We start from the raw sequence: 19,411 nt of genomic DNA on the forward strand, positions 1-19,411 counted from the left end.
AACCCTGCTTGAAGCCGGTATCTCGCCGCGTCACCATCACATTCCGCGAAACGGATTGTTGCAATGTCGACAACAAATTTTCAGGCCGCTTCGATCGTCCAGTGGGCGGAAGAGGCTTGCGCCAGGATCGAAAAAAGGCCCGGGCGCCAGGCGCCCGGGCTAAGCCTTCCCTGACGGGACGGCGGAGGTTTGGGGCCTGAAAACGGCGACGAGCCCGTTGCCGGACTCGTTACCGAAGCGAGGCTGCCGCGCGGGCAACCCCGGAGCTTGCTGCTTAGTGACCGTAGTAGATCGAATCGTGAGCCGGCGTGACCGTGGCGACCGGGCTGCCCGAATGAACCACCGGGGCTGCCTGCGAACCGTAGCCGCTGGTGTCCGGGCCTGCCACGCGGGCTTCTGCGGCCTGGATGTCTTCCGGGTAGTACGGGCTTGCGACGCCCGGATGATAACCGGCCTTCTCGAGTTGAACCAGCTGTGCACGCACTTCGGCGCGGGTCACGGGGCCGTTTTGCGCGGTTTGGGCGAAAGCGGAAACCGAGGCGGTGAGGGCGGTAGCGGCAACAACTGCGGCGATGAGCTTATTCATAACAACCTCCGAAATTTTATCTGGTATGTCCGCTTGCGGCGTTTTGTCGTCAGCGGTTGATGTGAATCGTAGACCTCGGGCCACCTAGGGTAAATACTGGTTTTGATCATAGATCGTTGCTTAAATCGATAAAATCGCAGCGCGTCAATGGTCGGACAAATACGTGAAAAGCAACGATCGGGGGGCGGGGAAGCAAAGCGGCGACGTGACGCGAGGCAACGCACGCGAGCGCGTCGCGCGTAGGGAGGGCAGATGGGGGAATCAAAGCGCGGAATGCGCCGATGCACATGGCGAGCGGGCACACCGAAGCAAGGTGCGCCGCCGCTGGACGAGCACAAAAAGAACACGCCGCGAATGCATCGCGGCGCGATGGGCCGGGCTTACTTGCCGCTGTGCAGGCCGAGCACCTGGGAGGCGGAGATCATCGCGCCCGCGTTCGCGGGAGCCGGACGCTCGGCAGGACGAAACACTTCGTCGCCGCGCTGGATCACTTCGCGCGACAGCGCGCACGTGCCCGTGCGTTGCGCGAAGCGGCGGCGCCAGCGCTGCTCGCCGTAGTGACAGCGGCCGGGTTCGACCCAACGAACGACGAGCAGCGTGTCCGATTGTTCGAGAATTTCGACGTGAACGTCGGCGGGATCGCGCAGAGGCATCAATTTGGAAGACTTCATTTGCCGTTTCCTAAAGCTCGTGCGGTATCGGCCTAGGCAGTATTTGCAACTGCGTTTTGTCGATTCCGTAGCGGTTTCCAATGAGAATCTGGGGCTAAATGTAAGCGCCCTTGGCAAGAAAAAACATCCTGCCTGGATCGAATTACATTTTGCCAATTTAGAAACAATCGATCGGCACGTGTTTGGGCCCACAAAGAAAAAACCCCGGAGGGGATCCGGGGTGGAAAAAGGAGCGAGCGACACGGCAGGCTTCTTACTCGCATAGACGCCTGGGGTGAATCCCGTGCTGAGGTGGCTCGCCCTTGGAGACGGTTCAGTGCACGTCGTACATCGATCGGCCGTTGATCGTGAACGGGTCTTGCGCCCGTTTTCCTGCTTCGGCCGTCATGCGCGGCTGTGCACCGTATCCGGATGGCTCGGCGCCGTTTCGCTCGCCGCCTTGCCGGGCGGCGGAAACCGGCTGCGACGGGGCTTGCGGGGCGCCGTCCGCCGCATGGGCGGACGATGCGAAGGCCAACAGCGCACAGGCTGCGGCGGCGATTCCAGGCTTGCGCATCATGTTCGGCTCCTCGCGGATCGGTCGGCCGCGCGCGGGAACCTGCGTCGCGCCACGTGCCGTGCATCTCCGGACAGACGCCATGATGCATGGCGTACGCGGCTAGTAACGTGACGCGAACATGGCGATTTCGTCAGAAATGTCCGACGAATGCCGTTTCTCCGGTCAGGGTATGGCGAATAAGATAAATCTGCGAACACTGCGTTGCAGATTTACGCCTATTCATGAGGAAATTCTGAGGATCGGGTAATGCGCCATTCGATCCGATAATCGGCGCGATCGAATGGGCTTTCGAATCGCATCACAAAATGGCGGGATGCAATGGCGCCGCGCAAGGCAATGGCGTGCGCCGCATCCCGCGTTCAGCGAGCGAAACGGGCCGCGTCGAACGGCGCGAGATCGACGTCGGGGCGCTCGCCGCAGATGGCCTGCGCGAGCAGCCGCCCGGTGACCGGGCCGAGCGTCAGGCCGTGATGGTTGTGGCCGAACGCGAACCACATGCCGGGATGATGCGGGGCCGCGCCGATCACGGGGCGCATGTCCGGCGTGCAGGGGCGGAAGCCGAGCCACGGTGCGTCGTCGAGCCGCTCGCCAAGGCCGAACGCCGGGCGCGCCACGCGTTCGGCGCGCGCGAGCTGGATGCCCGTTGGCGGCAGCGCGCGCCGGGCCAGTTCGATGCCGGTCGTGAGCCGCAGGCCGCGCTGCATCGGCGCGATCACGTAGCCGTGCTCGATGTCGACCACCGGCGCGGACAGCCGCGGCGCATCCGGTGGCGGCGCGTAGTGCATGTGATAACCGCGCTTGTCGCGCAGCGGGATGCGGTAGCCGAAGCGCGCGAACACGCTGTCGGACCAGGGGCCGAGCGCGATCGCGACCTCGCGCGCGGTGGTCTCGCCGTCGGCGGTTTCGACACGCCAGCCGCCGTCGATGCGGGCGAGCGTCGTGGCATCGCCGCGCAGGATCCGGCCGCCATCGCGTTCGAACAAGCGCGCGTAGGCGGCGACCAGCGCGCCCGGATTCGACACCGCTTTCGGATCGAGCCAGTGAATGGCGCCCGTGAAACCCGCGCGCAGCGACGGCTCCTGCGCACGCAACGCGGCAGCGTCGAGCACCGTGTGACGCAGCCCATGCGTGCGCGCGAGGGCCGCCGCTTCGGCGATGCCCCGCTCGAACGCGGGCGGCGAGCGGAACGCTTCGAGCCAGCCGCAGCCGCGAATCAGCGCGGCGGCTTCGGGGCTGCGCGCCGCCAGCGCATCGTGTTCGTCGACGCTGCGCTCGATCAGCGGGCGCATGTCGCGCGCGGCCGCCGCGTGGCGGGCGGGCGCCGATTCGTGCCAGAAGCGCAGCAGCCACGGCGCGAAATCGGGCAGCGAGCGCGGGTGCCAGTACAGCGCGGTGGCGCGATTCGTCGCGTAGCGCATCAGCGCGAGCGGGCTGCGCGGAAACGCGTACGGCATGACCGACGAGCGTTCGATCAGCCCGGCGTTGCCGAAGCTCGTGCCGAGGCCCGGCGCTTGCCGGTCGATCAGCGCGACGCGCCGGCCGCGATCCTGCAGGTGTTGCGCGACCGATACGCCGACGATGCCGGCGCCGAGCACGATGACGTCGAAATCCATGGAGGGGAGAGTGGGGTGAGGCGGTTGAACGTTACGCGAGCGGATGCGGCGTGTATCCGTCAGGAACCCGAATCATGCGCTAGCGCGGCGAGAGATCGACGTCGGCCGCATATTCGATCACCAGATCCGACGCGGCCACGGCGACGCAGGGCAGAATCCAGCCTTCCGCGCGCTCCTCGCGCGTCACGCCGGGCCATTCGACGCGATACGTCACGCTGCCGCTGACCATCCGGCACAGGCAGGCGCGGCACACGCCGTTGCGGCACGAGCGCGGCAGCGACAGCCCCTCGAAGCCGGCCGCTTCGAGCAGCGACAGCGAGTCGGGCGCGTCGAAGCTCGCGCCGAGCGGTTCGACGCGGACGCGGAACGGGCGTTCGGATTCGGTCATCGGTGGCAGGCGGGCGGATGCGAGCCCGCCAGCATACCCGAAGCGCGGCTTGCGTTTGCGTCAGGCGTCGCCGCGCCGGCGGCGCAGATGCCGGTAGACGGTATTGCGCGCGAGGCCGAGCTCGCGCGCGGCGGCCGACACGTTGCCCTGATGGCGCGCGAGCGTGCCGTCGATCAGCGAGGCCTGCTGCGCGTCGAGCGTCGTCGCGGCGGCGCAGGCGGCCGGCGACGTGGCCCACTCGGCGGCGCCGTCCGGGCAGTCGAGCCAGAAATCCTCGGGCAGATGTTCGAGATCGATCTCGGGCGCGTTGTCGGCGAGCATGCCGGCCGTGCGCAGCACGTTCGTCATCTGCCGCAGGTTGCCTGGCCAGCGGCACCGCGCAAATGCGGCCAGCACGGCGTTCGAGACGCGCGGCGGCATGGCTTCGGCGCGCGCCAGACGCGCCAGCACGCGCCGCACCAGTTCCGGCAGATCGCTGCGTTGCGCGAGCGGCGGCAGCGTGACGGCCAGCCCGTTGATGCGGTAGTAGAGATCGTCGCGAAAGCGCTGGTCGGCGATCATCGCGCGCAGATCGCGGTGCGTCGCGCACACGATCCGCAGGTCGACCGGCACCGCGCGCCCGCCGCCGAGCGGCACCACCGCGCGCTCCTGCAGCACGCGCATCAGCCGCACCTGCTGGGCCGGCGGCATGTCGCCGATTTCGTCGAGGAACAGCGTGCCGCCGTCGGCCTGCGCGATGCGGCCGGGGTTGCCGCGCCGGCGCGCGCCGGTGAACGCGCCGTCCTCGTAGCCGAACAGTTCGGCCTCGATCAGCGAATCGGGCAGCGCCGCGCAGTTGACGGCGACGAACGGGCCGTCGCGGCGCGGCGACGCATCGTGCAGTGCGCGCGCCAGCCACTCCTTGCCGGTGCCGGTTTCGCCGAGGATCAGCACGGGCAGGTCGCGCCCGCGGATCTTCGCGACACGTTGCAGGATCGCGGCCATGCGCGCGTCGCCGCTGTCGAGCGCGGCGAAGGTGATGGCGTCCGCATCGGCCTCGTGCATGGCCGGTTTCGCGGTCGTTTCCTGGGCCGGCGGCACGGCGACCGGAGAGCGCGATTCGACCTGGGTACGCGTGCGGCGCGCCTGGGCGTGCTCGCAGCGCGCCAGCACGCGCACGCCGGTCGGCAGCATCAGCGCGACGGTCGCGCCCGGGTCGCGCGCGGCGCGGTCGGCCAACCGGGCGAACGGCAGGCCGAACAGCTCGTCGCAACTGCGGTCCCGCAACTCGCCCAGCGTGGCGCCGAACTGAAACAGCGCGCTGCGGTTGGCCGCGAGCAGGGCGCCGTCGGCGCCGAACGCGGCAAGGCCGCCGAACAGCGAATCGACGAACTCGGCATGCGCATGGAAGCGCACGCGCAACGTGGCGTCGCAGGCACTGGAAAACAGGTGGTTTTCGATCAATTGCGCCGACATCTTCACGAGCGCGAGCGTGTGCGGGCCGAAGCCGCGCGGATCGCCGCTGACGTCGAGCGCGCCGAGCAGGCGGCCGAACGGATCGGCGATCGGCGCGCACGAGCACGACAGCACATGATTGGCGCGCAGGAAGTGCTCGTCGCCGTGCACGGTCACGGCCTGGCGCGCGGCCAGCGCGGTGCCGATCGCGTTGGTGCCGCGCGCCGTTTCGGCCCACGACGCGCCGGGGCGCAGCGCCACACGGTTCGCCTTGGCGACGAAATCGGCGTCGCCGATGCTGTGCAGGATCATGCCGTCGTGATCGGTCAGGAGTACGAGGCTTTGGGTGTCGGCGATCTGAGCGTGCAGCGCGTCCATCACCGGGCGCGCAAGCGTGTAGAGCGATCGGCTGCCGTCGATCAGCTCGCGCAGCGCGGGCGCCGACAGCGGCGGAGCGTCGGGCCGGTCGGCGGCGCGCAGCCCGACCGAGGCCGAGCGCGCATGCGCCTGCGCGATGACGTCGAGTCGGCTGGCCGTGGCGGGCAGCACGGAGGATTGCGGCATGTCGTGTCTCCAGGGAAGCGTCGGCGGCGCTCCGATCCTTGTTCGATGGGCGCAGGGCAGCACGCCGCTCGCGCCATGATACAAGCGCCGCCCGCCCAGTGCGACCGCGATTCGCCGCTGCGGCGGCGCGGCAAGCCGACGGCGCGCGGCTGCAAGGTGCCCGGCGCGTGCGGGCGGCCCGATTCGTTGCGCAGTGCAAAACGATGGCGCGCGGCGGCGCGAATTCGTCAGCGGCTGCTGAAAACGGCCGCCGCGGCGCAGGCCGGCGGCCCGGCATCGGGGTTTGCCCGGTTGGCCTTGCTTGTGCGCGTGCAGCGTCTACAGTGAAAGGCAACCGGCTCGACCTCCGGCGCGCCTTCCGTCGCGCACCGCTTGCCGGCTGTTCCGCGCTCGCCCCGGCCGAACCGGCCCGCCACGGCGTGCGCGGCCTTTTGCATTCTCGTCACGACAAAGGCGCGCCCATGCAGATCCTCTTCCCGAACGAAGCCCCCGAGTACTCGGGCCCCGAACTGACGTTGCTGTTTGCGGCGACGGTGGATGGCGAGCGGGTGTGTTGCGAGATCACGGCCGAGGCGCTGGAATCGCATTTCGGCGCGGCCTCGTCGCGTTCCGAGGACATGCTAGGCGCCTTCGCGAATCACCGCCCGCGCATCGAGGCGGCCGCGCGGCGGCTGCTGGCCGATACGCGCGCGCAGTGCGTGACGCTGCGCAGCGGCTACGTGCGCTTCCACGAGGCGAACCTGCGCTGAGCAGGCGGCGGGGCGGGGCCGGAGGCCGGCGCTCGCCCGCGTGGCGATCATTCAGGATGACGAGCGAATCGCCGCGTCGCGCGGGGGATTACCGCGCGCGCGAGAAACCGCGGCGGGTGTCCGCTTCCGAGGCGGGGGCGGCGGGTTGCGCATCGGTGTCGAGCGCGCGGTTGAATTCCGCGGCCCGCACGCGAATCTTCTGCGCATAGGCCTGCGAGCCGCCGTAGCGGCGCATCGCGACGTCGAGATCGCCGTTCGCGCCCTGCATGTAGCCGTAGAGAATCGCCGAGCCGATCTTGATGTTGGTGGTGGGTTCGGTCAGGTCCTGATTGCGCACCAGCCCGCGATGCACCGACGGCACGACCTGCATGAGCCCGGTCGCGCCGTTCGCGCCCTTGGCCTTTTCGCGGAAGCGCGACTCGATCGAGATGATCGCGAGCAGCACGGCCGGCGGCAGCGAATACTTGGCGGAGGCGAGCGCGACGGCGTCGGAGATCTGCTGCGCCTTTTGCTTCGCGACGCCGAACTTGTGGATCAGATACGTGGAGACGGGGCCATGCTGGGCGGGCGCTTCGGCGTCGAGCAACAGGCCCGAGGCGGGCTCGGCCGGGGCCGCCGCCAGTTGCTGATCGGATGCGGCCATGGCGCCGTCGGCCGAGGCAGCCGCGAGCGCGGCCGACGCGGTGCATGCGCAGCCCAACAGAAGAACGATCGAACAGGTGAGCCGCCGCATGGATCTCGGGGAAACGAAACCGGGGCGCACAGTATATCGATCCGTGTCCGCAAGCGCATCGTGCTCCGAAACGCCGACGCCGCCCGCGGGCGGCGTCGTTGGCGCGGCGTGCGCGCGCGTCAATCCGCGCCCAGGTAGAAATAGCGGAACAGGAACACCACGGCGATGATCCAGACCACCGGCTTGACCTGTTTCGCGCGGCCCGTCAGCAGCTTGAGGCCCGCGTAGGCGATGAAGCCGAACGCCACGCCGTTCGCGATCGAGTAGGTGAACGGCATCAGCAGCGCGGTCAGCGCGGCCGGCACGGCTTCGGTGGCGTCGTCCCAGGGCACGTCCACCATGTCGCGCAGCATCAGGCAGGACACGTAGAGCAGCGCCGGCGCGGTGGCGTAGGCGGGCACCACGCCGGCCAGCGGCGCGATGAACAGGCAGGCCAGGAACAGCACGGCGACGGTCACGGCCGTCATGCCGGTGCGCCCGCCGGCCTGCACGCCCGAGGCGCTTTCGATATAGGCCGTGGTGGACGAGGTGCCCAACACGGAGCCTGCGACGATCGCGGTGCTGTCGGCCAGCAGCGCCTTGTTCAGGCGATGCATCTTGCCGTTGACGAGCAGGCCCGCGCGGTTCGCCACGCCCATCAGCGTGCCGGTCGCATCGAACAGCTCCACCAGGAAGAACACCAGGATCACGTTGATCACGCCGGTCGACAGCGCGGCCTTGATATCGAGCTTGAACAGCGTCGGCGAGATCGACGGCGGCGCGGAGAAAACGCCATGGAACTGGTTGCCGCCGAAGAAGAACGACAGGATCGTGACCGCGACGATGCCGATCAGGATCGCGCCGCGCACGCGCAGCGCGTCGAGCGTGACGATCACGAAGAAGCCCACGATCGCGAGCAGCGTGGTGGGCTCGTGCAGGTTGCCGAGCGTGACGAGCGTGGCCGGGCTGCCGGTGATCACGCCGGCCGTCTTCAGCGAGATGATGCCGAGAAACAGGCCGATGCCGGCGGTGATGGCCACGCGCAGCGTCTTGGGAATGCCGTTGATGATGGCCTCGCGCACGCGCAGCAGCGTGACGATCAGGAACAGGCAGCCCGACACGAACACCGCGCCGAGCGCCGCCTCCCAGGTGAAGCCCATGCCCTTCACGACCGCGTAGGCGAAGTAGGCGTTCAGGCCCATGCCCGGCGCGCAGGCCACCGGGTAATTCGCGTAGAGCCCCATGATCAGCGAGGCGAGCGCGGCCACGATGCAGGTCGCGACGAACACCGATTCCTTCGGCATGCCCGCGTCGCCGAGAATCGCCGGGTTCACGAAGATGATGTAGGCCATCGTCAGGAACGTGGTGACGCCCGCGAGCAATTCGGTGCGCAGATCGGTTCCGGCTTCCTGAAAGCCGAAATACCGTTTGATCGAGTCCATGAGGGGGCTTCTCCGGTCGGTGGTCGTGTCGTGCTCGACGTATCGTGTGTTCGGGGCGGCGTTGCCGGCCCCGGGTGGCGGCCGCGATTGTAAACGCAGCGCGGCCGCGCGCCTATCGCCGTTGCGGCCGCGTGCCGGGAAACGATACGATGGCTGCGGCCGCCGCGCGTGCGCCGCCTTGCGAAGCGCGCCGCGCGTCATACGATAAGTCGCCAAAATACCCGAGAGATCATGCCCAACCTCCGCGCCGCGGCGCGAATGCCCGCCCGGCCGCAACGATGCGCCGGACTGTTGCAGCGGCCTTTCCCGCCGAGCGTCGAAACGTCCGTGGCTGCGCCGATGCTTTCAATTCCATTTTTCGATGCGCTGCATCGAATGCGCGCCTGCTGGTTGCGCACGCAACCATATCGAAATGAAGCGAATCGGCTGCTCGAGGGCGTGCGATGAACCGTTCCGAGCCGCACGCCATCGTGCCGCCTTGGATGCCGATCGCGCTGGCGGAATCCGGCGTGACGCGTCACGGCCCAGGGCGCAGCAATCCGCGCATCGTCGAATACAACGGCACGACGAATCTCGTGGGCTACGACGACAAGGTGTCGTGGTGCTCGTCGTTCGCGAACTGGTGCATCGCCCGCGCCGGATTGAGCGGCACCGGCTCGGCGCTCGCGCGTTCGTGGCTCGAATGGGGCCGGCCGCTCGACAAGCCGCGTTACGGCTGCATCGCGGTGTTGACGCGCGACGATCCGGGAAGCTGGAAAGGGCATGTCGGTTTCTACCTGCGTCACGAGGGGGATGCCATCGTGCTGTTCGGCGGCAATCAGCTGGAGACGGTTCGCGAGCTGGCTTACGACGGATCGTCGTTGCTGGGTTATCGCTGGCCGAGCGGCGGCTAGCCTGGATTTGCGCACCGCGATTGTGCAGATTGCACATCGCGGCAAATCGCTGGAATGCTCCGTACCGCACATACCACACCGCTGCGTGCGGCTAGATTCGTGGCGAAGCCTTGCCGAGCAACGCGCGGCGTGCGAAACCTTGCTTCGGAGCCCATAAAAAAACGGGTTCAGGATGTAAAAGATTGCAAGGTGCTATCGCGAAAATCGGGTTTGGACACTACGATGTGACGGTGGGTCGAACGATGCCGTACCTGGACACTGGCGACGCAAAGCGCTTGTTTTCAGGCCCGGCGATACGCACTACCGGTATTGGCCGGGTGACCAGCGCCCGGCTTCCCGTTCGAATTCAACGGTCGATACGGAGGTCAGCATGATGAACTTGATCAGTCGTTGGGCGATGCGGCATGCCCCCACTCCCGAGAAAACTGCCGCTTCGATGCTCGTTACCGCACGCATGGAATTGTTCGCAGCCGAACAGCGCGTGATCGATGCGAAAACGCAGGCCGAATATTGGCGAACGCGTGTGTCGTTCCTCGAGGAAGTGCAGAAGCAGGGCATCGATCCGTGGGTCGGCGCCACGGCGCAAACGCCGGAGCACGTTGCGCCTTCCGGCGTCGCGCGCGGCCAGAGCGGCCCCCGTCTGGCCGCCAGCACCTGAGTGCAGGCATCGTGCGGTTTGCGCCGATTTGCGCAGTCAGACGGTGCGAATCGGCAAAAACCGCACGTTCCTCAAGATGTCCCATCGTTGATCGCCGCACTCGCGGCATCCAGCGTTCCCCTCATTCCGCCCGCACGGCGTTCGACGCGCGCTCGCGATAGGCCGCCGGGCTCATGCCGCTCCACCCCCGAAACGCCCGATAGAATGCGCTCGGCTCCGCGAAGCCGGCGGCGTTCGCCACGTCGGCGACCGTCAGCGTGATGTCGGCCAGTGCGGCGCAGGCGATTTCATAGCGCAACGCATCCTTGATGTCCTGATACGACGCGCCCTCCTGGCGCAGCTTGCGCCGCAGCGTCGCCTCGGCCACGTGCAGGCGCGCGGCCAGGCTCGCCACATCGGGCCAGTCGGCCGGCGCGGTGGCGCGCAGCACGGCGCGCACGCGGCTCGCCAGCGAATCGGGGTTGCGGTACTTGACGATGAAGTTGCCCGGCGCGTTGCGCAGGAACGCCTTCAGCGAGGTTGGCGTTTGCACCACGGGCAGCGTGGCGAACGCTGGATCGAGATCCACGCAGGCGTCGGAGGCCTCGAAACGCAGGTCGTCGCAGAAGATCTGCCGGTAATCGCGCGCCACCTCGGGCGCGGGGCTGCGCAGGCTCGCGCTCAGCACCGGAATGCGCCGCCCGATCAGCCAGCAGGTCAGCCCGTACACCAGAATGAAGAACGTCGCATAGACGAACGCGGGCGGCTGCGCATCGGCGTCGCGATGGACGAAACGCAACCGCACGCGCGTGGCGTCCACCTCCAGTTCGGCATGCAGATCGTCGAGCACGCAGCGCATCACGTTGAGCGCGCGCGACAGCCCGCCCAGGCCGGTGCGCGCGCCGAGCGCGGCCTCGCTCATCGCCACGAACGCGCCGCTGCGCATCGGGTGCGAATCCTGTCCGAAGAATTCGTCGTCGAGCGTGCGCGCGATCGCATTCCAGAGCGCGCCGTACTGGCGCGCCCCCACGTGCGCGTCGGGCGCGTCGAGCACGCCCGGCGCGATGCCGGCCTGCGCGAGCAGCGCGTCGGGATCGGCGCCGCGTTGGCGCGCCAGCGCAAGGCTGGTGGCCACGAGGCGGACGGAAACGGTTCCTTTGTCGGCGGTTTTCACGCGAACGCGGCGTGTGGCGGCGGTGCGGTATGGCCGCCGCGAACACGGTATGGCAAAAACGATCATTGTAATTGAGTGCGGCGAGCATCGATACGGCGCCGTTCGTTGCCTACACTGCCTTTATCGGCGCGCGCCGCGCCGCCACCGGCCGGGCGCGCGACACACAAGATCAGGAGACAAGGCACGCCATGGATGCGCTCTACACCGAAGATCAACGCATGATTCGCGACAGCGTGCGCGATTTTTCCACCGAGGTGCTCGCGCCGAACGCAGCGCAATGGGATCGCGACGGCGCGCTGCCCGATCGCGTGGTGGCCCAGATGGGCGAACTCGGCCTGCTCGGCATGGTGGTGCCGCCGGAGTGGGACGGCGCCTACACCGATTACACGGCCTACGCGCTGGCCGTCGAGGAAATCGCGGCCGGCTGCGCGTCGTGCGCCACGCTGATGAGCGTGCAGAACTCGGTGTGCTGCGGCCCGATCCTCGGCTACGGCACCGACGAACAGCGCGAGCGCTGGCTGCGCCCGCTGGCGTCGGGCCGGATGGTCGGATCGTTCTGCCTGACCGAGCCGCAGGCCGGTTCGGAGGCGAACAATCTGCACACGCGCGCCGTGCTGAACGACGGCCGGTGGGTGCTCGACGGCAACAAGCAGTTCATCTCGAACGCGTCGCGCGCCGGCGTGGCGATCGTTTTTGCCATGACCGATCCCGAGCTCGGCAAGCGCGGCTTGTCGGCGTTCCTCGTGCCGGCCGATACGCCCGGCTTTCAGGTCGGCAAGCCCGAGAAGAAGCTCGGCATCCGCGCGTCGGACACCTGCCCGGTCACGCTGACGAACTGCGCGATTCCCGAGGCGAACCTGCTCGGCGCGCGCGGCGAGGGGCTGAAGATCGCACTGTCGAATCTAGAGGGCGGGCGCATCGGCATCGCGGCGCAGGCGGTGGGCATTGCGCGCGCGGCGTTCGACAAGGCGCGCCGCTACGCGGCGGAGCGCACCCAATTCGGCAAACCGATCGCCGCGCATCAGGCGATCGCCGAAAAGCTCGCGAACATGGTCACGCAACTGAACGCGGCGCGGCTGCTCGTCCATCATGCGGCGCGGCTGCGCACCGAGGGCCTGCCATGCCTGTCGGAAGCTTCGCAGGCCAAACTGTTCGCTTCCGAGATGGCCGAGGCGGTATGCTCGGATGCGATCCAGATCCACGGCGGCTACGGCTACCTGGCTGACTACGACGTGGAGCGCCACTATCGCGACGCGCGCATCACGCAGATCTACGAAGGCACGAGCGAAGTGCAGCGCATGGTGATCGCGCGCCAGCTTTAGCCGTGCCCGCCGGCAGCGCCGGACCGCAGCATCCACGACGCAAACGACGCACGATCACGTGCGCGAGACCGAAGGAGACGACACGATGACGGCACAGGCATTCCTCGACGCCCGCGATTTCCTGCTAAGGCACCGCACCGATTACGACACCGCGTATCGCGAGTTCCGCTGGCCGCAGGTCGAGTCGTTCAACTGGGCGCTCGACTATTTCGACCCGATGGCGCGCGGCAACGCGAAGCCCGCGCTGTGGATCGTCGACGCGGCGACGGGCGTGGGCGAGCCGGTGTCGTTCGCGCGCATGTCGGAACGATCGTCGAGGATTGCCAACCATCTGCGCGCGCTCGGCGTGGGCCGCGGCGACCGTATCCTGCTGATGCTGCCGAACCGCGTCGAGCTGTGGGAAACCATGCTCGCGGCGATGAAGCTTGGCGCGGTGGTGCTGCCGGCCACCACGCAACTGTCCGCCGACGATATTCGCGATCGGGTGTCGATCGGCGGCGCGCGCTACGCCGTGATCGACGCCGACGAAGCGGCCAAGTTCGATGAGGCCGGCGTGAACCTGACGCGCATCGTGGTGGGCGGCGCGCGCGACGGCTGGCTGCGCTACGACGACGGCTACGCCGCATCGCCCGAGTTCGCGCCCGACGCGCCCACGCATGCCGACGACACGCTGCTGCTGTATTTCACGTCCGGCACCACGTCGAAGCCGAAGCTCGTCGAGCACACGCACCGCACCTACCCGATCGGCAGCCTGTCGACGATGTACTGGATCGGCCTGCAGCCGGGCGACATCCACTGGAACATCAGTTAGCCCGGTTGGGCCAAGCATGCGTGGAGCTGCCTGTTCGCGCCGTGGAATGCGCAGGCTTGCGTGTTCGCGTTCAACTACACGCGCTTCGATCCGAAGCAGGTGCTCGACGCGCTGGTGCGCTACGGCATCACCACGCTGTGCGCGCCGCCGACCGTCTGGCGCATGCTCGTGCAGCAGCCGCTCGCCGATTACGGGGTGACGCTGCGCGAGATCATCGGCGCGGGCGAGCCGCTCAATCCCGAGATCATCGAGCGCGTGCGCCGCGCGTGGGGCATCGCGATCCGCGACGGCTACGGGCAGACCGAAACCACCTGCGTGATCGGCAATTCGCCGGGCCAGCCGGTGGTGGCCGGCTCGATGGGGCGGCCGATGCCCGGCTATCGCGTGACGCTGCTCGATCCGGACGGCGCGCCGGTGGAGGAAGGCGAAGTGGCGCTGCCGCTCGACGGCGAGCGGCCCGCCGGCCTGATGCGCGGCTACGCGAACCACGCCGAAGCCACCGCGCAGGCGATGCGCGACGGCCATTACCGCACCTCCGACATCGCGCTGCGCCGCAGCGACGGCTACTACCTCTACATCGGCCGCGCCGACGACGTGTTCAAGTCGTCCGACTATCGCCTGAGCCCGTTCGAACTCGAAAGCGTGCTGATCGAGCATCCGGCGATCGGCGAGGCGGCCGTGGTGCCCAGCCCCGATCCGCTGCGGCTGTCAGTGCCGAAAACCTTCATCACGCTGCGCGCCGGCTACGCGCCGGGCGAGGCGCTGGCGCGCGAAATCTTCCGCTTTTCGCGCGAGAAGCTGGCGCCGTACAAGCGCATCCGCCGCCTGCAATTCGCCGAGCTGCCGAAGACGATCTCCGGCAAGATCCGTCGCGTGGAACTGCGCCGGCGCGAGATCGAGCGCGACGCCGATCCGTCGGCGCGGATGCCCGACGAATACTGGGAAGAGGATTTTCCGGCCTGAATCGCGGGCCGCCGGACAGATACGCAGGATGACGCAACAACCGGGAGACGCAGCATGAAGATCGGATTTGTCGGCCTCGGGCACATGGGCGCACCGATGGCGCTGAACCTCGTCAAGGCGGGCCACGACGTGCACGCGTTCGACCTCAGTGCCGACGCGCTGCGGCTGGTGGCCGACGGCGGCGCGACGCTCGCCGAATCGGCCCGAGACGCGGCGGACGGCGCGGCCTGTGTGATCACGATGCTGCCGGCCGCCGCGCACGTGCGCGCGGCGCTGACGGCCGACGACGGCGTGCTGGCCGGCCTCGCGCCGGGCGCGACGGTGATCGATTCGAGCACCATCGATCCGGCCAGCGCGCAAGCGTTCGGCGCGCTGGTCGAGGCGCGCGGCGGCCATTTCGTCGATGCGCCGGTGTCGGGCGGCACCGGCGGCGCGGCGGCCGGCACGCTCACGTTCATGGTGGGCGGCAGCGCCGAGGCGTTCGCGCACGTCTCGCCGATCCTGAGCGGCATGGGCCGCAACCTCGTGCATTGCGGGCCGGTGGGGATGGGGCAGGTGGCGAAGATCTGCAACAACCTCGTGCTCGGCATTTCGATGGCCGGCGTGGCCGAATCGATGGCGCTGGGCGCGGCGCTCGGCATCGATCCGAAGGTGCTCGGCGGCATTCTCAGCACGTCCACCGGCCGCTGCTGGAGCGCGGACACCTACAACCCGTATCCGGGCGTGATCGACACGGCGCCTTCGTCGCGCGGCTACACGGGCGGCTTCGGCACCGACCTGATGCTGAAGGATCTGGGTCTCGCCGGCGACGCGGCGCGGCAGGTGCGCCAGCCTGTCTATCTCGGCGCGCTCGCGCAACAGCTTTACCAGACCATGAGCAGCCGCGGCGACGGCCGGCTCGATTTCTCGGCGGTGATCCGCCTCTACCAGATGCCAGACAAACAGGAATCCCGATGATTGCATTGAACGACACCGGCCGCGATGCGGCGACCGCCGCGGCCGCGCCCGAGGTGACGATGCGCGTGATCAACCGCGTCGCCGTCGTCACGCTCGATCGGCCGGCTGCGCTCAATGCGCTGTCGCACGCGATGGTGCGCGAGCTGGCCGTGCTGATCGAACGCTGCCGCCGCGACGACGGCGTGGCCGCCGTGGTGCTGCGCGGCGCGGGCGGCAAGGGCTTCTGCGCGGGCGGCGACGTGCGCGCGCTCTATCACGAGGCCAGGGCAGGCTCGCGCGGCTGGATCGGCTTCTTCGTCGACGAATACCGGCTCGACTACGCGCTGCACACGTTCCCCAAGCCGCTCGTGGCGCTGATGGACGGCATCACGATGGGCGGCGGCATGGGGCTCGCGCAGGGCGCGGCGCTGCGCGTCGCGACCGAGCGCAGCAAGATCGCGATGCCCGAGACGCGCATCGGCTTCGTGCCCGATGTGGGCGCGACGCACTTTCTCTCGGCGCTGCCGGTGGAGCTCGCGCTCTACATCGGGCTGACCGGCGTGACGCTGTCGGGCGCCGATGCGCTGGCCGCCCGGCTCGCCGACGTGTGCGTGCCCGGCGCGTGGCTCGACACGTTCGAACAGCGGCTCGAACGCGCCGATTTCGGCGGCGCGGATCTGCCGGGCGCGTTGCGCGCCGTGTTCGAGCCGCCGGCCAACGTCGTGCCGCACGCCGTGCTCGAAGGCCAGTTGCCGTGGATCGTCCGGCACTTCGACCGGCGCTCGAGCGTCGAGCGGATCGTCGCGACGCTGCGTCAGGAACTCGATCGCGACGAAACCGGCCGCGAATACCGCCAATGGCTGCTGGCCACGCTCGATGCGCTGCTCGGCCATTCGCCCACCATGCTGGCCGTCACGCGCGATGCGCTGCTGCGCGGCCGGCAGATGACGCTGGCCGAAGCGTTCCGCATGGAGCTGGAGATCGGCGTGCGCGCGATCGAGGAAGGCGATTTCGTCGAGGGCGTGCGCGCGCATCTGGTCGACAAGGATCGCCGGCCGCGCTGGTCGCCGGCCACGCTGGCCGAGGTGAGCGGCGAGCGCGTGCGGCATTTCCTGTCTTCGCCATGGACGCCGGATACGCATCCGCTGGCCGATCTGGGGCGCGACTGACGCCTATGCAGCGGAGGCGGAATCGATAGTCGAATTGCTTGGTTGTCCGGATCGAACGGCAAACCTAGCATGAGTCGTACGCGCGGCCGGAGCTTGCTCCGGCCGTTTCGTCTTTTCATGCGAGGAATCCGCCGATGAGTCACGAGCCGATCAGCCACGAACCCGAAGCGCTGAAATTCGCCTACTGGGTGCCCAATGTCAGCGGCGGCCTGGTGGTCAGCAAGATCGAGCAGCGCACCAGTTGGGACATCGACTACAACCGCAAGCTCGCGCAACTCGCCGAGCGCAACGGCTTCGATTACGCGCTGTCGCAAATCCGCTTCACGGCCGGTTACGGCGCCGAATACCAGCACGAATCGGTGGCGATCAGCCACGCGCTGCTGGCCGCCACCGAGCGGCTCAAGGTGATCGCCGCGATCCTGCCCGGGCCATGGCATCCGGCCGTGGTCGCCAAGCAGTTGGCGACGATCGATCAATTCACGGGCGGGCGCGTGGCCATCAACGTGGTGAGCGGCTGGTTCAAGGGCGAATTCACGGCGCTCGGCGAGCCGTGGCTCGAACACGACGAGCGCTATCGCCGCTCCGAGGAATTCATTCGCGCCGTGCGCGGCGTGTGGACCGAGGACAACTTCACGTTCAAGGGCGACTTCTACCGCTTCAACGATTACACGCTGAAGCCGAAGCCGCTGCAGCAGCCGCACCCGGAAATCTTCCAGGGCGGCAATTCGTCGGCCGCGCGCAAGATGGCGGCGGCCGTGTCCGACTGGTATTTCATGAACGGCAACACGCTCGACGGCCATCGCGCGCAGATCGAGGAGATCGGCGCGGCCGCCGCGCAACAGGGGCGGCGCGTGCGCTTCGGCGTGAACGCGTTCGTGATCGCGCGCGACACCGAGGAGGAGGCGCGCGCCGTGCTCGACGAGATCGTGCGCCACGCCGACGTGGACGCCGTGAACGCGTTCGGCCACGCGGTCAAGCAGGCCGGCAAGGCCGCGCCCGACGGGCAGGGCATGTGGGCCAACTCGACGTTCCAGGATCTCGTGCAGTACAACGACGGCTTTCGCACCAACCTGATCGGCACGCCGCAACAGATCGCCGAGCGCATCGTCGCGTTGAAGGCGATCGGCGTCGATCTGGTGCTGGCCGGCTTCCTGCATTACCACGAGGAGGTGGTGTATTTCGGCGAGCGCGTGTTGCCGCTCGTGCGCGAACTGGAGCGCCGGCGCGAGGCGCAACCGGCATGACGTGATGCACGAAGCCGGGCATGCGATCGCAGTTTGTGCCCGGCTGTCTCGACAGGTTTTTCAGCCCCAACTGCAATCGCAGTTTTCGCGCGGCCATTCGTTGCCGCGCCTCGCCTTGCGCGAATCCTCCCGCCGTTGCCAGCATCGATGCGAAGGCATCCGAAAAGTATTTTTATACGCAACGGCGGCGTCATCGAAAATCCAGTACAGTCGCAACTCTGAGAATTTCCGTCAGCATGCGCCGTGCCCGACACATGGCCGGTTTCATGCGTTGCGCGGAGAGGATCGCCGGCTGCCTTGAGAGGCGCAGCCGGGAGTCGATGCGGCACACGCAACACGAGCAAAACACGGGGCAATACCGGCGCCGCACGCGGCCCAAGCCGGATAAACAGAACATTCCGAGGAAAACCAATTGGTCGAGCTATTTGGGAAGCTAGGGAGAATCATCTCCAGCACCGGCACCGAGCGCTTCGCGTCGAACCTGCACGCGCTGCTCGCCGGTTCCGTCGAGCTGGCCTCGACCAAGATCACCGCCTGGTCGGTCAACGAAAGCCGCGGCGAGATCGTCGGCGTGCATCTGCTGGGCGCGTTCGCCTCGCACGACCAGGACATCCGGCCCGCCATGCCGAAGGCCGATCCGGCGCACGATCCGCTCTCGCGGAAAGTGCTCGATGCGTCGGATACCCAACTGATCCACCTGAATCCCCCGTTGTCGTGCGACGACACGCGTGAGGCGTTGCCATCGTGCCGTCATGAGCGTGGGTTCCAATGTCACCTGGTGTCGCGCAAGGCGAACCGGCGCTACGTGATCTCGCTGTACCGTCCCTTTCAGGCTTACGATTTCACGTTGCAGGAAATGTCGTTTTTGAAGAGTTGCGCGGAAATGCTGCTGCCGCTCGTCGAAATGCATGCATCGCACCGGCGTTTCGCGCCGGGTGCCCGGCCGGAGCCGGCCGATGGCCACGCCGCCGACCCGAACCGCCAGGCGCTGTTGCGCAGCGAATTCGAGCGCCGGTTGTCCAGTGTTGCCGTGGTGTTGTCCGATCGCGAGATCGAGGTGTGCGTCGGCCTGTTGAGCGGCAGCACGTTTCGCGAGATGGCCGAGAAGCTCGGCGTCAAGCCCAGCACCATCGAAACCTATATCAAGCGTTCAGCCGTCAAGCTGGGCTTCAAGGGACGTCACGGCCTCGTCAAGTGGGTGCTCGACGAGGCGTGAAGCCACCATACTTTTGCACCGAAACCGTTGTACCCGGCGCCGGGCCGCGATACCTGCCGACAGCAGGCCGGCGCGCGCCGTCTGGATCGATACCGAGAGAGAAGGGCCATGTTGCAGAATTTTCCTGAAATCACCGTGCGCGACGCGCGCGACATCGTGTCGATGCTCTGGTATCGCGCCGATGGCTCGCGTGCGTTCGGCAACTGCTCGGTCGCGCCCACCGTGATCGTCACGACCGCGCGCGACTGGTTCGCGATGAACGACTCGGCCGCCGCGGCCGCCATGGCGGCGTCGCGCTGAAGCACGGCGCGGCGGTGCGCCCGACGCG

Annotated in this window: 20 protein-coding genes and 1 pseudogene; 12 read left to right on the forward strand and 9 right to left on the reverse strand. The window is 68.0% G+C overall.

Translation table 11 applies throughout. The features are described 5' to 3' along the window. Positions 1-274: 274 nt before the first annotated feature. From G3N92_RS02265 to G3N92_RS02290, 6 genes are all read right to left on the reverse strand, one after another. Positions 275-586 carry a DUF4148 domain-containing protein gene (locus tag G3N92_RS02265; protein ID WP_206125811.1) on the reverse strand — a complete coding sequence of 104 codons (312 nt, stop codon included), beginning with the start codon at positions 584-586 and terminating at the stop codon, positions 275-277. A gap of 380 nt (positions 587-966) precedes the next feature. Next, entirely contained in the window at positions 967-1,257 is a 291-nt protein-coding gene (locus G3N92_RS02270; protein WP_206125812.1) for a DUF3331 domain-containing protein, read from the reverse strand. Positions 1,258-1,570: 313 nt separating this feature from the next. Further along, complete coding sequence (locus G3N92_RS02275; RefSeq protein WP_206125813.1) at positions 1,571-1,816, reverse strand: hypothetical protein; 246 nt, start codon at positions 1,814-1,816, stop codon at positions 1,571-1,573. A gap of 359 nt (positions 1,817-2,175) precedes the next feature. Then, positions 2,176-3,429, reverse strand: a complete 1,254-nt coding sequence (locus G3N92_RS02280; RefSeq protein ID WP_206125814.1) for an FAD-binding oxidoreductase — start codon at positions 3,427-3,429, stop codon at positions 2,176-2,178. Positions 3,430-3,508: 79 nt separating this feature from the next. Continuing rightward, positions 3,509-3,817: a 2Fe-2S iron-sulfur cluster-binding protein gene (locus G3N92_RS02285; protein WP_206125815.1), complete on the reverse strand. Its 309-nt coding sequence runs from the start codon at positions 3,815-3,817 to the stop codon at positions 3,509-3,511. A gap of 60 nt (positions 3,818-3,877) precedes the next feature. Further along, a complete protein-coding gene (locus G3N92_RS02290; RefSeq protein ID WP_206125816.1) occupies positions 3,878-5,815 on the reverse strand; it encodes a sigma-54-dependent Fis family transcriptional regulator in 1,938 nt (645 codons plus the stop codon). 45 nt (positions 5,816-5,860) lie between these two features. Here G3N92_RS02290 and G3N92_RS02295 point away from each other — a divergent pair, with 45 nt between their 5' ends. After that, a complete protein-coding gene (locus tag G3N92_RS02295; RefSeq protein ID WP_206125817.1) occupies positions 5,861-6,142 on the forward strand; it encodes a hypothetical protein in 282 nt (93 codons plus the stop codon). A gap of 134 nt (positions 6,143-6,276) precedes the next feature. Then, positions 6,277-6,564 (forward strand): DUF1488 domain-containing protein, encoded by a 288-nt coding sequence (locus G3N92_RS02300; protein WP_206125829.1) that lies wholly within the window; start codon positions 6,277-6,279, stop codon positions 6,562-6,564. Between the two features lie 88 nt (positions 6,565-6,652). On the opposite strand, the gene G3N92_RS02305 is transcribed toward G3N92_RS02300, so the two are convergent. Beyond that, positions 6,653-7,297 carry a transglycosylase SLT domain-containing protein gene (locus G3N92_RS02305; RefSeq protein WP_206125818.1) on the reverse strand — a complete coding sequence of 215 codons (645 nt, stop codon included), beginning with the start codon at positions 7,295-7,297 and terminating at the stop codon, positions 6,653-6,655. 119 nt (positions 7,298-7,416) lie between these two features. Beyond that, on the reverse strand, positions 7,417-8,718 hold the full coding sequence (locus G3N92_RS02310; protein WP_206125819.1) for an NCS2 family permease: 1,302 nt from the start codon (positions 8,716-8,718) through the stop codon (positions 7,417-7,419). 231 nt (positions 8,719-8,949) lie between these two features. Between G3N92_RS02310 and G3N92_RS02315 the strand changes: the two genes are divergently transcribed. The 3 genes from G3N92_RS02315 to G3N92_RS02325 all read left to right on the forward strand — a co-directional run bounded on the left by G3N92_RS02315 (position 8,950) and on the right by G3N92_RS02325 (position 10,269). Continuing rightward, positions 8,950-9,165, forward strand: a complete 216-nt coding sequence (locus G3N92_RS02315; RefSeq protein ID WP_206125820.1) for a hypothetical protein — start codon at positions 8,950-8,952, stop codon at positions 9,163-9,165. After that, positions 9,162-9,611 carry a TIGR02594 family protein gene (locus G3N92_RS02320; protein ID WP_206125821.1) on the forward strand — a complete coding sequence of 150 codons (450 nt, stop codon included), beginning with the start codon at positions 9,162-9,164 and terminating at the stop codon, positions 9,609-9,611. The genes G3N92_RS02315 and G3N92_RS02320 overlap by 4 nt, the downstream gene beginning before the upstream one ends. A 370-nt stretch (positions 9,612-9,981) precedes the next feature. Next, on the forward strand, positions 9,982-10,269 hold the full coding sequence (locus G3N92_RS02325; protein WP_206125822.1) for a hypothetical protein: 288 nt from the start codon (positions 9,982-9,984) through the stop codon (positions 10,267-10,269). Positions 10,270-10,390: 121 nt separating this feature from the next. Here the strand turns inward: G3N92_RS02325 and G3N92_RS02330 are convergent, their stop codons facing one another. Next, entirely contained in the window at positions 10,391-11,422 is a 1,032-nt protein-coding gene (locus G3N92_RS02330) for an AraC family transcriptional regulator (RefSeq protein WP_339385922.1), read from the reverse strand. A gap of 188 nt (positions 11,423-11,610) precedes the next feature. Here G3N92_RS02330 and G3N92_RS02335 point away from each other — a divergent pair, with 188 nt between their 5' ends. The 7 genes and pseudogenes from G3N92_RS02335 to G3N92_RS02365 all read left to right on the forward strand — a co-directional run bounded on the left by G3N92_RS02335 (position 11,611) and on the right by G3N92_RS02365 (position 19,383). Then, entirely contained in the window at positions 11,611-12,744 is a 1,134-nt protein-coding gene (locus tag G3N92_RS02335; RefSeq protein ID WP_206125823.1) for an acyl-CoA dehydrogenase family protein, read from the forward strand. Positions 12,745-12,829: 85 nt separating this feature from the next. Further along, positions 12,830-14,518, forward strand: a pseudogene (locus G3N92_RS02340) (AMP-binding protein). Between the two features lie 54 nt (positions 14,519-14,572). Then, positions 14,573-15,475, forward strand: a complete 903-nt coding sequence (mmsB, locus tag G3N92_RS02345; RefSeq protein WP_206125824.1) for a 3-hydroxyisobutyrate dehydrogenase — start codon at positions 14,573-14,575, stop codon at positions 15,473-15,475. Further along, positions 15,472-16,623 carry an enoyl-CoA hydratase/isomerase family protein gene (locus tag G3N92_RS02350; RefSeq protein ID WP_206125825.1) on the forward strand — a complete coding sequence of 384 codons (1,152 nt, stop codon included), beginning with the start codon at positions 15,472-15,474 and terminating at the stop codon, positions 16,621-16,623. The genes mmsB and G3N92_RS02350 overlap by 4 nt, the downstream gene beginning before the upstream one ends. Before the next feature lie 149 nt (positions 16,624-16,772). Next, positions 16,773-17,867 carry a dimethylsulfone monooxygenase SfnG gene (gene sfnG / locus G3N92_RS02355; protein WP_206125830.1) on the forward strand — a complete coding sequence of 365 codons (1,095 nt, stop codon included), beginning with the start codon at positions 16,773-16,775 and terminating at the stop codon, positions 17,865-17,867. 412 nt (positions 17,868-18,279) lie between these two features. Further along, on the forward strand, positions 18,280-19,083 hold the full coding sequence (locus G3N92_RS02360; RefSeq protein ID WP_206125826.1) for a LuxR C-terminal-related transcriptional regulator: 804 nt from the start codon (positions 18,280-18,282) through the stop codon (positions 19,081-19,083). Between the two features lie 108 nt (positions 19,084-19,191). After that, a complete protein-coding gene (locus G3N92_RS02365) occupies positions 19,192-19,383 on the forward strand; it encodes a hypothetical protein (protein ID WP_206125827.1) in 192 nt (63 codons plus the stop codon). Positions 19,384-19,411 lie beyond the last annotated feature (28 nt).

This window comes from Burkholderia sp. Ac-20379 (genome assembly GCF_017104645.1).
Taxonomy (GTDB): domain Bacteria; phylum Pseudomonadota; class Gammaproteobacteria; order Burkholderiales; family Burkholderiaceae; genus Burkholderia.